Consider the following 13,292-nt stretch of genomic DNA (forward strand, 5'->3'; position numbering starts at 1 on the left):
CTCATGGGACGCTGCAGAACCGGAGTACGTCAAGCACGGTGCGGGTTCAGATGGCGGGTCCGGAGGTCGTCCATCAGGGCCTCGATGTAAGCCGGCCCCTCGTCGCGCAGGAGTTGCTGGCGGGCGTGGAGGTCGTTGGTGGCGGGGCGCCAGGTGAGGGACCAGTTCCCCAGGGCGGCGAGGATGGGAAGGGTCTGGATGCCTGCCTCGGTGAGGCTGTACTGGGCGCGTTGGCCGCGGGCGGCGGTGCCTCGGGTGAGGAGGCCGGCTTCGACCAGGCGGACGAGGCGGTCGGCGAGGATGTTCGAGGCGATGCCTTCAGGGGAGGCGGTGAGCAGGCCGCGGAAGTAGCGGCGGTCGCTGAAGATGACGTCGCGCAGTACGAGCAGCGACCAGCGATCTCCCAGCACCTCGACCGCGGCGTTGATCGGACAGTCCGACCGTGGTTCCACGACTCCTCCTTGACAGCTATCGGTGTCGCCATAATAGTGATTGCAGATTGCAAGCACTAGTCGGAAGAGGGGGAAGATGGGTCAGTTCGTGTACGCGATGAACGTGTCCCTCGACCTGCGGATCGAGCAGGTCCCGGGCGACAACGGCGCGGGCGAGTGGCTGCGCATCGACGAGGAGCTGCACCGCGACGCCAACGCGCGGACGCGGGACCTCGCGATGATCGTCCACGGCCGCGTCATGTACGAGGTGATGGAGGAGTACTGGCCGCGGGCGCCCGGCGACGCGTCCCTACCCGGCTTCATGCGTGAGTACGGCGAGATCTGGCTCGCGAAGCCCAAGGTGCTCGTCTCGCGGACCCGCCAGAGCGCCGACTACAACACTCGCATCATCGGCGGAGACGATGCGATCGAGCAGCTCGCCGTACTCCGTGCCGAGACCGAAGGCACGATCGCGGTCGGCGGCGCCGCGCTCGCCACCCAACTGCTCCGCGCGGGCCTGCTGGACGAGCTGCAGCTGACCACCCATCCCTCGATCCTCGGCTTCGGCCGGCCGTTGTTCGACGACTACGACCTGCCGATCGACCTCGAACTGCTCGACCAGCAAACGTTCAAGTCGGGCGTGACGCTGCACCGCTATGAGATCCGGAAGGAGGCCGACTGATGTTGAGGCAGGTTGCGGACGGCGTGCTGGTCCATCAGAGCGAGTTGCTGCAGAACAACACGGTCGTGGTGCAGGGCGATTCCGGCGTACTGCTCATCGATCCCGGGTTGACCCGTGCCGAGATGGCCTGTCTCGCGAAGGATCTCGACGGGGAGCCTGTCGTGGCAGGCTTCGCGACGCACCCTGACTGGGATCATGCGCTCTGGTACGCCGACCTCGGATCGGCGCCGCGTTATGGAACGGAGCGGTGCGCGGCTGAGCTTCGAGAGCTGCGGTCGACTCCCGGCTGGGAGACGAGCATTGTCGAGTGGATGCCGCCCGAGATCGTCGACGACGTACCGCTGGACCTGCTCGGCCTCATCACTGCTCTGCCCGCGGGAGCCACTCGTCTGGATTGGGACGGTCCGCAGGTCCGCGTCATCGAGCACCGGGCACATGCTGCGGGTCATGCGGCGCTGCTGATCGAGGAGCGCGGCGTTCTCGTCGCGGGCGACATGCTGTCGGACCTGTTCATTCCGATGCTCGACATCGGCGGCGAGGCAGATCCGATCGAGGAGTACTTCACAGCGCTGCAGCTGTTCGACGACGTGGCGGACGGTGTCGAGGTCGTCGTACCGGGCCATGGTTCTGCCGGTGGAGCGGACGAGCTGCGCACACGGATCGACCAGGATCGGGCTTATGTGGAGGCCTTGCGGGACGGCCGTGAGGTCGTCGACCCGCGGATCGGCCCGTCGGCCAAGACCGGCTGGGAATGGGTGAGCGACCTACACGCAGGCCAACTCCTACGCCTCGCCCAAAGAAGCTAGCTGGACGTACTGTCGGGAGAAGCGCGTCTCGGGGAGGGGATGAGCGATGGCCGAATCGGTTCCGGGGCGAAGCGCACACCCGCCGATCGCGGACTACGCCTTCCTGTCGGACTGTGAGTCGAACTGCCTGATCGCGCCGAGCGGTGCGGTCGAGTGGATGTGCCTGCCGCGACATGACTCGCCGAGTGTGTTCGGGGCGATTCTCGATCGCGCCGCGGGGAGCTTCCGGCTCGGTCCGTACGGCGTCCAGGTGCCGGCCGCCCGTCGGTACCTGCCGGGCAGCCTGATGCTCGAGACGACGTGGAAGACACCGACCGGCTGGCTGCTCGTCCGTGATTCGCTGGTCATGGGCCCGTGGCACAACATCTCCGAGCGCTCGTCGACGCACCGCCGTACTCCGACCGACTACGACGCCGAGCACTGTTTGCTGCGGACCGTGAAATGCGTGAGCGGCACGGTGGACGTCTCGATGGTCTGCGAGCCGATGTTCGAGTACGGCCGCTGGGCAGCGAGCTGGCAGTACGAGGGGCCTGCCTACGGCGAGGCGGTCGCGACCCGCGCGGACCTGGACGGCGACGTCACCCTGAAGCTCACCACCGATCTTCGCCTCGGTCTGGAAGGTCCGACGGCCCAGGCCCGGACGCGCATGTCGCACGGCGATACGGCGTTCGTGGCGCTCTCGTGGTCGCGCCTACCGGCGCCACGGAGTTGGGCGGAAGCGCTCGAAGCGACGGGCCGTACGGCGGAGTACTGGCGGCAATGGATCAACGTCGGCGTGTTCCCGGATCACCGGTGGAGTCACCACCTGGCGCGCAGCGCTCTGACCTTGAAAGGACTCACCTACGCTCCCACCGGAGCATTGCTCGCCGCGGCGACGACGTCCCTTCCGGAGACGCCGAGGGGTGAGCGGAACTGGGACTACCGCTATTCGTGGATCCGCGACTCCACGTTCGCGCTCTGGGGTCTCTACACGATCGGGCTCGATCGCGAGGCGAACGACTTCTTCTCGTTCCTGACCGAGCTGTGCGGCGGCGATCAGGACATCCAGATCATGTACGGCATCGGCGGCGAACGTGAACTGCCTGAGCGGACATTGGACCACCTGAGCGGATACGAAGGGGCGAGACCGATCCGCGTCGGCAACGCGGCGTACCTTCAAGGTCAGCACGACGTGTGGGGAGCGATCCTCGACTCGCTGTACCTGCACGCCACCTCGCGTGACCAGGTGACCGAAAGCCTCTGGCCGTTCCTCAAGCGGCAGGTCGAGGCGGCGGCGAAGCATTGGCGCGAGCCCGACCAGGGGATGTGGGAATCGCGCGGTGAACCGCAGCACTTCACCTCGTCCAAGCTGATGTGCTGGGTGGCGATGAGTCGCGGCGCGAGGCTGGCCCGGCTCCACGACGAGCCCGGATTCGCCGAGGACTGGGAGGCGGTCGCCGACGAGATCCGCAACGACATCTGTGCCAACGGCGTCGACGACCGGGGAGTGTTCGTCCAGCGGTACGGCGCGACCACGCTCGACGCCTCGCTGTTGCTCCTGCCGCTGCTCCGGTTCCTGCCCGCTGACGATCCGCGGGTTCGCGCCACCGTGCGAGCGATCGCCGACGAGCTGACAGAGGACGGCCTGGTACTCCGCTATCGCGTCTCGGAGACCGATGACGGTATGCACGGCCGTGAGGGGACATTCGCGATCTGCTCGTTCTGGCTGGTGTCCGCGCTCGTCGAGATCGGGGAACTGGCCGAGGCCACCGCTCTGTGCGAGAAGCTCCTGTCCTACGCGAGCCCACTCGGTCTGTACGCCGAGGAGATTGACCCGGTGAGCGGACGCCATCTCGGCAACTTCCCGCAAGCGTTCACCCACCTCGCGCTGATCAACGCGATCACGCACATCATTCGCGCGGAGGAAGCAGACGGCAGCAAAGCCTTCGGCGCAATGAGCGACCCGGGGTTCGGCTCGGTGAATCACTGAGGCGATCCGTTGGCCCGTGGCATGACGGTTGCCGTGTGAGCCGAGACGCGGCTCCTGGACCGGACTGCCGGGTGGATGGAGAGTTTGATGAGCGACGCGTTCGACGGGCGGAAGCTGGTCGTTGTCGGGGGAAGCAGTGGGATGGGGCGGCAGACGGCCGCCGACGTCGTGGCCGGCGGTGGCAGCGCGGTGATCATCGGCCGCGACGAGAGCAAGGTCGACCGGACAGTGATGGAGCTGGCCGCGAATGGTCGGGCCTGGGGGATCACGGCCGATCTGGCCGACCGTGAACAGGTCGCCGACGTGCAGAAACAACTGGCGGCCGAGCACTCCGACGCGACGTTGCTGGTCAACGCGGCCGGGATCTTCAGCCCGAACCCGTTCCTCCAGCACGACGGCGCCTTCTACGACTCGTACCAGGAGATCAATCGCGCGATCTTCTTCCTGACCCAGACTGTCGTACGCGGCATGGTCGACGCCGGCCAGGGCGGCGCGATCGTGAACGTCGGCAGCATGTGGGCGCATCAAGCGCTGGCGGCCACTCCGGCGAGCGCGTACTCGATGGCCAAGGCTGGTCTGCATGCGTTGACCCACAACCTGGCGATCGAGCTGGCCGAGCACGGGATCCGGGTCAACGCGGTTGCTCCGGCGGTGGTCGCGACGCCGATCTTCGAAGCCTTCATCCCGCCGGAGAAGGTGGCCGAGACCCTCGAGAGCTTCGCCGGGCTGCACCCGCTCGGCCGGGTCGGGACGGCCGAGGATCTGGCGTCGGCGATCACGTTCCTGCTGTCCGGTCAGGCGAGCTGGATCACCGGCGCGATCCTGAACGTGGACGGCGGCGTCATGGCAGGTCGCAACTGATGCCTGCGCCGGCGTGGGACCGGGTGACGGCTGCCGAGGTGGAGCGCGCGCTCGCGGAGTACGACCGGCTCGGGGCCAAGGCTTTCTTCGCCGAGCACGGCTTCGCGCCGACGACGACGTACGAACTCGTCTGGGAGGAACGCACCTATCCGCCGAAGGCGGTGCTGGGGACGGCCTACGAGTTCGCGACCGGGCAGCGACTGGCCTCGGCCGATTTCGAGGGCGGCAGGTCGGGCGCCGTCAAGGTGCTCGGCGCACTGGGATTCACCGTCCGCCCGATCAGCAAAGGACAATGAACATGCCTGGAGCCGGCAACGGTGATTCGGTCGCTCGCGAGGACATCGCGGCGGCCGTCACCGCGGGTCGCCTGGAGTATGCGGACGGGGCGACCCAGGTCTTCGAACGCAACGGGGCCACCACCTACACCGAGGACGGGCGGGTCACGCGGGGCGAGTGGTACGTCGACGATCGCGGCCGGTTCTGCTCGTTCTGGCCGCCGTCGTACCGGGCGTGCTACCTCTTGCACTGGCTGGTCGCGGACGACGTGATCGTGGGGCTGACGTTCGTGGACCCGAGCGGGCGATCACGGTTCGAAGGGCGCTACCGCTAGCCGCGCTCACCGGCCAGGTCGGGTGCCAGTTTGCGGAGCAGGGCGCGTCGGGAAGAGATGCCGAACTTCTCGAAGACCTTGTGCAGGTGGTACTCGACGGTACGCGGACTGAGGAACAGACGTTCTCCGATCTCGGGATTCGTCAGGCCCTGCCCGGCCAGCGCGGCGATGCTCGTCTCCTGCGGGGTGAGCTGGGCCCGGTGATCCACGATGCGACGCCGGGCCCGGTCGCCGGTGGCGAGGTACTCGCGGTGCGCCCGCTCGGTGAAGGCAGTGGCACCGGCGGCGGCGAGCCGATCGCGTGCCGCCTTGAGCTGGACTCTTGCGTCGACGCGTCGGCCCTCGCGCCGCAGCCATTCGCCGTACACGAGGCGGGTTCGGGCCAGGTGGACGACGACACGGGTGCGGGCCAGGTGATCGATGGCTTGCTGGTACAGGCGCTCTGCCTCGGGACCGTCGGTCAGTAAGGCGCGGGAGCGTGCTTCGAGACCGAGCGCCCAGTCGGTGCCGACCGCACGCGCTCGTTCGGCCAACGTCTCCAGCGCGGATTCCGCGGCCCTGGACTGCCCGCTCCGCGCGGCGGCCTCAATGAGCTCGGTCAGGCCCCAGCCGTACAGGACGAGCTCGTCCTCCGCCACCACGTCGCGCGCGGCCGCAAGCGCTACGTCGTACCGTCCCAAGCCGTTGGCCAGCACTGCGGCCGAAAGGGCGGCCGTCGTGAACACGATGCCTTCGCCTCGCTCCATCGCATCCTGGCGAGCAGCCTCGATCTGCGGGAGTGCGACCTCCTCGGCGCCACGCCATCCGGCCAGCAGGAGTGCGCCGCACGGGAAGCTGGGAGCACGGCTCGACGTGGTCAGTGCGTCGATGCGATCGACCAGGTGCTGCGCGGTGTCGAAGTTGCCGAAGTGGAGCTCGGCCAGGCAGCGGTCGGTCAGTGCGTACGGCAGCCTCATCAGCGCGCCGGTCTCCCGCGCGAGATCCACCGCGCGCGAGGTCAGCTCGTCCCACAGGTCGTCGTCCCACAGATCCGCAGCGATCCGGGCGCCGATCCCGAGCCACCGCTTACTCGGGTGCTGGTCGGCAACGGCGCCTACCACCGGTCTCAGCAGGTGATGGCTCGCCGCGAACCCGGTGGCGAAGCGGGCCGTGAGACCGACGAGAAGATCCCGGTTCGTTCCGTCGCACGTCCAGTCGGTGGGGATTCTGCGGGCGAAGGCGCCGGTACCCGGCCCGAGCCGTCCCGCGTAGGTCGATGCGACCAGGGTCTCCAGAAATCCTTCGCAGGCCAGCGGCTCGTTCGCCCGGCGCCGCTCTTCGGCGGCCTGCAGCATCTGCTCGACGGCCGGGCCGTTGCGCTTGTCGACGAACGCCAACCGAGCTTGCTGCTGGTCGAGACAGCGGCGGACCCGTCCGTCCAGCCGACCAAGTCCGGCGGCGGCAAGCAGTTGTACGGCGGCCGGGGCCGAGCCGATGTCGAACTTCGCCGCCGCAGCGGCCAGCAGTCGCGCCGAGCGTACGTCGGCATCGCGCGTCAGCAGAGCAGACCGCTCGAGGAAGGCCGCCTCACCGGCCCGGCCGCACCTCCGACGGGCGTGAGCCGCGCAGTGTTCGAGTTCTGTCGCCAGCTGGTCGTCCGGGCCTGTCGTCGCCAGGGCGAGGTGCCATGCGCGGCGGTCGGGGGCGACGATCGTGTCCGTCGCGGTCGCCAGAGCAGCGTGGACCTCGTCGCGCTCCGAGCTCGTGGCGAGGCAATACACCGCGGGCCGGAGCGCAGGGTCCACGAACAGGACTCTCGTCTCATGCCGAAGCCAGCCCTGATCCTGAAGAGTCCTTGCCACCTGATGGCCGAGACCGAGGACGTCCGCCGCCCTCCACTGGAGTGCCGGGTCGCCGGTCGGGTCAGCTGCCGCCAGGATCAGCGCCAGGCGCTCGGCACTCGTGAGGTTCGCCATCCGCTCGTCGAGACCCCCGGTGTCCGCGCCGGCGCAGACGACGCCGTAGCCGCCGGCGAAGTCCGGCGACATCACCCCGTCGACGGCCGCGAGGATGTCGCGTGGGTTGCCGCGAGCTTCGGCGACGATCCGGCTGAGCACGGCCTCGTCGACACCGCCGTACGTCGCCGTCCGCAGCAGGGCACGTCCGTCGGCATCGCTCAGCCCGGTCAGTCGCAGGGTCGGGAACTGTGCGAAGTCGTCGTCCTCGGCAGGGGTGGCGAGGACGACCGCGATCGGGTGGGCGTCGATCCGTCGGAATGCGAAGGCGAGTGCCTGCGAGGTTGCGGCGTCGAGCCAGTGCGCGTCGTCGATCAGGATCAGCGCCGGACGCTCCTTGGCGACCGCGATCAGCAGTGCCAGTGTGGCAAGTCCGATGAGATACGGGTCGGACCGTCCTTCGGCGACTCCGAAGGCGGCCTCGATGGCGGCGCGCTGGGGGGAGTCGAGCGACGTCAGGTCGGCGTGCAACGTCGTACAGAGCTGTTGGAGACCGGCGAACGGCATGGCTCGCTCGGACTCCACACCGCGGGTCCGGACGAGTTCCATTCCCCGAGCGCCGGCCGCGAGGTCGAGCACTGCGCTGCGGCCGATTCCTGGCTCACCACGCACGACCACGACCCGGCCCTGTCCGGACCGGGCGCTGCGGAATTCGTCCTCCAGGCGCCGCTGCACAACCGACCGTCCGATGAGAGATGGGCTCACCATCGCAGCATGTCCTCAGCGGTCGGCACGCGGACCCGTGGTGGCCACGGGTTCCGCCACGGGACGCTAGCCGGACTGGCTGGTCCCGACCTGCAACTGGCTGGTCTGTGCCTTCAGCGGGGGCAACTCGTGCCTACAATTTCGGCGATCGCGGAGTACTGAGCGGGGTACTGAGTGGATGGCGGCGCGTTCTGGTGTTGCAGGGTCGGCGCGACGAGAGTGAGCTGCTCGGTCGTCTCATCGAGGCGATCCGGGCAGGTCAGGGCCGCAGCCTGGTGCTGACGGGCGAGCCAGGGGTGGGTAAGACGGCGCTGCTCGACCGCCTCGCCGCACGGGCGACGGACTGCCAGGTCGTGCGGATGACCGCGATCCAGTCCGAGATGGAGCTCGCGTTCGCGGGTCTGCATCAGTTGTGCAGCCCGATGCTGGGTCACCTCGACGCGCTCGCGGAGCCCCAGCGCAAGGCTCTGAGCACGATCTTCGGCCTGCGGTTCGGCGATCCGCCGGACCGGTTCCTGGTCGGCCTGGCGACGCTCAACCTGCTGGCGGACGTGGCGCGTGACCAGCCGCTGGTGTGCGTGATCGACGACGCGCATTGGCTCGACCACGCGTCGTTGCAGGCGCTGACCTTCGCCGCTCGACGCATGGTTGCCGAGCCGATCGCGGTCGTGTTCGCAGTACGGAAGGGACAGCTGACCGGCGACTTCGACGGCATCGCGACCCTGCAGATCGACGGGCTCGGGGACCACGATGCCCGCGTCCTGCTGAAGTCGGTTCTGCCGGGGCCGGTGGACGAGCGCGTCGTCGACCGGATCGTCGCCGAGGCCGGCGGCATCCCGCTCGCCCTGCTCGAGTTGCCGTCGGGACTGACGTCGGCACAGCTGGCATCGGGGTTCGGGCCGCAAGGCGGCGGGACGGCGCCGGCCACGATCGAGGACTCGTACGCCCGCAGCTTCGCCGAGCTGCCGGCGGACGCCCGGCGGCTGCTCGTTCTGGCGGCGGCGGAGCCGATCGGTGACCCGGTCCTGCTGTGGCGGGCGGCCTCGACCCTGGGTATCGACGTCATGGTGGCGAGGAGCGCCGAGGCTTCGGGCCTGGTGCAGTTCGGAACCAGGATTCAGTTCCGGCATCCGCTGGTGCGGTCCGCGATCTACCGGTCCGCGCCGGCCGAAGACCTCCGCGTCGTCCATGCCGCGCTGGCGGCGGCGACCGATCCGGCCGTCGATCCGGACCGCCGGGCCTGGCACCGATCCCAGGCCGTCTCGGGACCCGATGAGAAGGTCGCGATTGAGCTCGAGCGATCGGCCGAGCGTGCGCAGGCCCGCGGCGGTCTCGCTGCTGCGGCTGCGTTCCTGGACCGGGCTGTCGAGCTTTCCGCCGACGCCGATCAGCGCACCGAGCGTGCGATCGCCGCTGCTCGTGCCCATCACCAGGCGGGGGAGCCGGACCAGGCCATGCGATTGCTGTCGGCAGCCGAGACGGGACCGCTCGACGATGCCGAGGGCGCGCAACTGGACCTGCTCAGGGCTCAGATCGCGTTCACGCTGCACCGCGACGGCGAAGCTCCCCGGCTGCTGCTGCGAGCGGCGCAGCGGTTGACGGCGACCGACGTCCGGCTGGCGCGGGAGACCTACTTGGACGCGATCCTGGCGGCGATGTTCGCCGGAGACTTCGCCGGCCGCGGCTGCCTGCGAGACGCGGCCGAGGCGGCGAAGGGCGCGCCCGCGCCCGACGTTCCCGGGCTGCCGAACGACGTACTGCTCGATGCCTTGGCGGTCCGTTTCACCGACGGATATGTGCCCGCGGTGCCATTGCTGCGGCAGGCGCTGGCGGCGTACGGGGACACCGAGCTCACTCCCGAGTCGTTGCGCTGGTTCTGGCTGGCTCGCATCACCGCCGGACATCTGTGGGACGAACAGACGATCGACAACGGCCGGCACCTGGAACTCGCTCGGGCACTCGGCGCAGTGGAGACATTGCCGCTGGCGTTGAGTGTCCGCATCGGCGGGCTGGTACTCAGCGGCGAGCTCGGCGATGCGGCGGATCTGGTCGACGAGCTGCAGACCGTACTGGCTGCGACCGGGCTGCCGGCGGCGCCGTACGGCGATCTGCTCCTGGCGGCCTGGCAAGGAGACGAGCAGCGGGCCCGGGAGCTGATCAAGCATGCCGAGGCGGAGGCGCGGTACCGCGGTGAGGGCTTCCTGCTGATCATCGCCGGAATGGCATCTGCCGTGCTCAACAACGGACTCGGCCAGTACGCCGAAGCGTACGAGGCGGCGAGCCGGGCCGCTGAGCAACCTCCGCTGATGGCCGTCGAACCCTGGGCGGTCCTGGCCGAACTCGTCGAGGCCGCGACCCGGATCGACGAGGACAAGGCCGCGGAGGCGGCGCTGGCCCGGCTGGCCGAGACGACCCAGGCCACCCGGTCGGCGTGGGGACTCGGCGTCGAAGCCCGGTGTCGTGCGCTGGTGTCGAAGGACGACGCGGCCGACGAGCTGTATCGCGTTGCCATCGAGCGCCTGGCCGCGACCAGAATCCGCGGTGAACTCGCCCGGGCCCATCTGTTGTACGGCGAGTGGCTGCGCCGGCAGGGCCGTCGCGGCGACGCACGCGATCAGTTGCGGACCGCCCACGAGTTGTTCGTCGCGATGGGAATGCGCGCATTCGCCAGCCGGGCCTCGGCCGAGCTCCGCGCGACGGGCGAGCTGGTGCGTACGGCGTACCCGGAGCCTCCGAGCGTGCTGACCCGCCAGGAGACGCAGATCGCGCGGCTGGTCGCGGAGGGACTGTCCAATGCCGACATCGCAGCCCGCCTGTTCCTCAGCCCGCGGACGGTCGAATGGCATCTGAGCAAGGTGTTCGCCAAGCTGCAGCTGACGTCGCGCCGTCAGCTGCGTACCGTGCAGCTGCCGACGCCTGACTGACCGGTCCGGGGGTGTGTCCCGGGGTTGGACCGGGGGTTCCTACTGAACCGGAGTACGCCGGACCGGCAGCAGACTGCAGCCATGGCAAGCAACGTGCGTGAATTCGATGTGATCGTGATTGGTTCGGGACCGATCGGGCAGACGCTCGCGGACAAGGTCCGCGCCGGCGGTCTGACCGTGGCGGTGGTGGAGCGCGAACTCGTCGGCGGCGAATGCTCCTACTGGGCCTGCATCCCGAGCAAGGCGATGCTCCGGCCGGTCGTCGCGGTCACCGAAGCGCAACACGTCGACGGAGCGCGCGAAGCGGTGACCGGGCCGATCGACGCGGAGGGCGTGTTCGCCCGACGGGACCGCTACGTGACGAGCCTCGACGACACCGGCCAGGCCAACTGGGTGAAGAGCATCGGGGCGACGCTGGTCCGCGGTCACGGCCGGCTCGAAGGACCACGTCGCGTCGCAGTGACCACCCCGGGCGACGAGGTGGTGGTGCTGACCGCACGGCAGGCGGTGGCGATCTGCACCGGAAGCGTCGCCGCGATGCCGGACGTGCCGGGCATCGCCGAGGCCCGCCCGTGGACGAACCGTCGGGGGACCGACAGCAGTAGCGTGCCCGCCCGCCTGGCGGTTGTCGGCGGCGGTCCGGTCGGGGTCGAGCTGGCGACTGCGTGGAACGGACTTGGGTCGACGGTGACGCTGTTCGATCGCGAGCAGCGACTGCTGCCGCGGATGGAGCCGTTCGCCGGTGAACTGGTCGCTGAAGGGCTGACTGAAGCGGGCGTGACGGTGCGGACGGAGGTCACCCTCGAATCCCTTCGGCGTCCGGTCGCCGATGGTCCGGTGACGGTGACACTCGACGACGGCAGCAAGCACGTGGTCGACGAGGTGTTGTTCGCGATCGGCCGTACGCCGTTGACCGCAGACATCGGGCTGGAGACCGTGGATCTGCCCGCTGGGTCGTGGCTGGATGTGGACGACACCTGCCGGGTGCGGGGTGCCGACGGCTGGTTGTTCGCGCTCGGCGATGTCAATCACCGGGCGTTGCTGACGCACCAGGGCAAGTACCAGGCTCGCATCGCCGCACAGGTGATCCTCGACCAGGCAGCGGGCCAGTCGGTGGACGAGGCCACGCCGTGGGGAGCCCACGTGGCGAGCGCGGATCGATCAGCTGTTCCGCAGGTCGTCTTCACCTCGCCGGAGGCCGCGGCCGTCGGTAGGACCGCGGAGGACGCAGAGGCCGAGGGGTTCCGGTTCAAGGTCGTCGATGTCGACCTGGGCGCGACGGTGGCGGGCGCGAATCTCTATGCGGACGGCTATCGCGGCCGGGCCCGGATGGTCGTGGACGAGGACACCCGGTGCCTGCTCGGGGTGACATTCGTCGGCCCTGGTGTCACCGAGCTCCTGCACTCGGCGACGATCGCGATCGTCGGTCAGATCCCGATCGAGCGGCTGTGGCACGCCGTACCGTCCTTCCCGACGATCAGCGAGACCTGGCTCCGCCTGCTCGAGGCGTACCAGAACTGACGATCCGCCTCGGGGGTACGCATGGCGAGAACAGCGATACCTGGGCGACTGACCTGGCGGCCGGCCACCGTGGTGGAGACGACGTTCGAGACGCCGCAGGTGAAGAACATCGCCTTGACCGTGCCAGGGTGGACCGGACATCGGGCGGGCCAGCATGTCGACGTACGGCTGACCGCACCGGACGGATACCAGGCGGAGCGGTGCTACTCGATCGCGTCGTCTCCCGAGGACGGCTACGTCGTACTCAGCGTCGAGCGACTCGACGACGGCGTGGTCTCGCCGTTCCTGGTCCACGAGCTCCGGGTGGACGATGAGATCGAACTCCGCGGTCCGGTCGGCGGGTACTTCGTTTGGGACGAGCCGCTCGGCGGACCGCTCTTCCTCGTGGCCGACGGCTCCGGGCTGGCTCCGCTGCGGGCGATGATGCGGCATCATCGCGCGACCCGCAGCGAGGTTCCGGTCCGGGCGTTGTGCTCGGCCGACTCGCTGGAGGCGCTGCTCTATCGCGACGAGCTGATGGAGCTTGCGGCATGCGACCCGTTCGACATCTCGATCACTCTGACCCGGGAGCAACCGAGCGCCTGGCGTGGCTATCACCGCCGGATCGACAGCGACCTGCTGGCCGAGGTCGCGTGGCCGCCGGAGGATCGCTCGCTGGCGTACATCTGCGGACCGACGGCGTTCGTCGAGACCGCCGCGGCCGGGCTCGTCGCCCTCGGCCACGATCCGGCCCGAATCAGGACGGAACGCTTCGGCGGACCGCGGCAGGTACTGCTTCGGGAGACTTAG

General features: G+C 69.2%; 11 protein-coding genes. 9 read left to right on the forward strand and 2 right to left on the reverse strand.

The features are described from left to right. Positions 1 to 29: 29 nt before the first annotated feature. Positions 30 to 452, reverse strand: a complete 423-nt coding sequence (locus FDA38_RS17650) for a winged helix-turn-helix transcriptional regulator (RefSeq protein ID WP_137255096.1) — start codon at positions 450 to 452, stop codon at positions 30 to 32. A 76-nt stretch (positions 453 to 528) separates the two neighbouring features. Between FDA38_RS17650 and FDA38_RS17655 the strand changes: the two genes are divergently transcribed. The 6 genes from FDA38_RS17655 to FDA38_RS17680 all read left to right on the forward strand — a co-directional run bounded on the left by FDA38_RS17655 (position 529) and on the right by FDA38_RS17680 (position 5,359). Beyond that, positions 529 to 1,113, forward strand: a complete 585-nt coding sequence (locus FDA38_RS17655) for a dihydrofolate reductase family protein (RefSeq protein WP_137255097.1) — start codon at positions 529 to 531, stop codon at positions 1,111 to 1,113. Next, positions 1,113 to 1,919 carry an MBL fold metallo-hydrolase gene (locus FDA38_RS17660; RefSeq protein ID WP_137255098.1) on the forward strand — a complete coding sequence of 269 codons (807 nt, stop codon included), beginning with the start codon at positions 1,113 to 1,115 and terminating at the stop codon, positions 1,917 to 1,919. The genes FDA38_RS17655 and FDA38_RS17660 overlap by 1 nt, the downstream gene beginning before the upstream one ends. Before the next feature lie 46 nt (positions 1,920 to 1,965). After that, positions 1,966 to 3,888 carry a glycoside hydrolase family 15 protein gene (locus tag FDA38_RS17665; RefSeq protein ID WP_137255099.1) on the forward strand — a complete coding sequence of 641 codons (1,923 nt, stop codon included), beginning with the start codon at positions 1,966 to 1,968 and terminating at the stop codon, positions 3,886 to 3,888. 87 nt (positions 3,889 to 3,975) lie between these two features. Further along, positions 3,976 to 4,749, forward strand: a complete 774-nt coding sequence (locus tag FDA38_RS17670) for an SDR family NAD(P)-dependent oxidoreductase (protein WP_137255100.1) — start codon at positions 3,976 to 3,978, stop codon at positions 4,747 to 4,749. Further along, positions 4,749 to 5,045 (forward strand): hypothetical protein, encoded by a 297-nt coding sequence (locus FDA38_RS17675; RefSeq protein WP_137255101.1) that lies wholly within the window; start codon positions 4,749 to 4,751, stop codon positions 5,043 to 5,045. The genes FDA38_RS17670 and FDA38_RS17675 overlap by 1 nt, the downstream gene beginning before the upstream one ends. 2 nt (positions 5,046 to 5,047) lie before the next feature. Further along, complete coding sequence (locus FDA38_RS17680) at positions 5,048 to 5,359, forward strand: hypothetical protein (protein ID WP_202877708.1); 312 nt, start codon at positions 5,048 to 5,050, stop codon at positions 5,357 to 5,359. Here FDA38_RS17680 and FDA38_RS17685 read toward each other — a convergent pair. Further along, a complete protein-coding gene (locus FDA38_RS17685; protein ID WP_170989766.1) occupies positions 5,356 to 8,058 on the reverse strand; it encodes a helix-turn-helix transcriptional regulator in 2,703 nt (900 codons plus the stop codon). The genes FDA38_RS17680 and FDA38_RS17685 overlap by 4 nt on opposite strands. A 194-nt stretch (positions 8,059 to 8,252) precedes the next feature. On the opposite strand from FDA38_RS17685, the gene FDA38_RS17690 reads away from it, so the two are divergent. From FDA38_RS17690 to FDA38_RS17700, 3 genes are all read left to right on the forward strand, one after another. Next, positions 8,253 to 10,982, forward strand: coding sequence for an ATP-binding protein (locus FDA38_RS17690; RefSeq protein WP_202877709.1), 2,730 nt, complete (start codon positions 8,253 to 8,255; stop codon positions 10,980 to 10,982). Between the two features lie 81 nt (positions 10,983 to 11,063). Next, a complete protein-coding gene (locus tag FDA38_RS17695; RefSeq protein ID WP_137255105.1) occupies positions 11,064 to 12,503 on the forward strand; it encodes a dihydrolipoyl dehydrogenase family protein in 1,440 nt (479 codons plus the stop codon). A 21-nt stretch (positions 12,504 to 12,524) separates the two neighbouring features. Then, entirely contained in the window at positions 12,525 to 13,292 is a 768-nt protein-coding gene (locus FDA38_RS17700; protein ID WP_137255106.1) for a ferredoxin reductase, read from the forward strand.

The sequence above is a fragment of the Kribbella jiaozuonensis genome, assembly GCF_005233875.1.
Lineage (GTDB): Bacteria > Actinomycetota > Actinomycetes > Propionibacteriales > Kribbellaceae > Kribbella > Kribbella jiaozuonensis.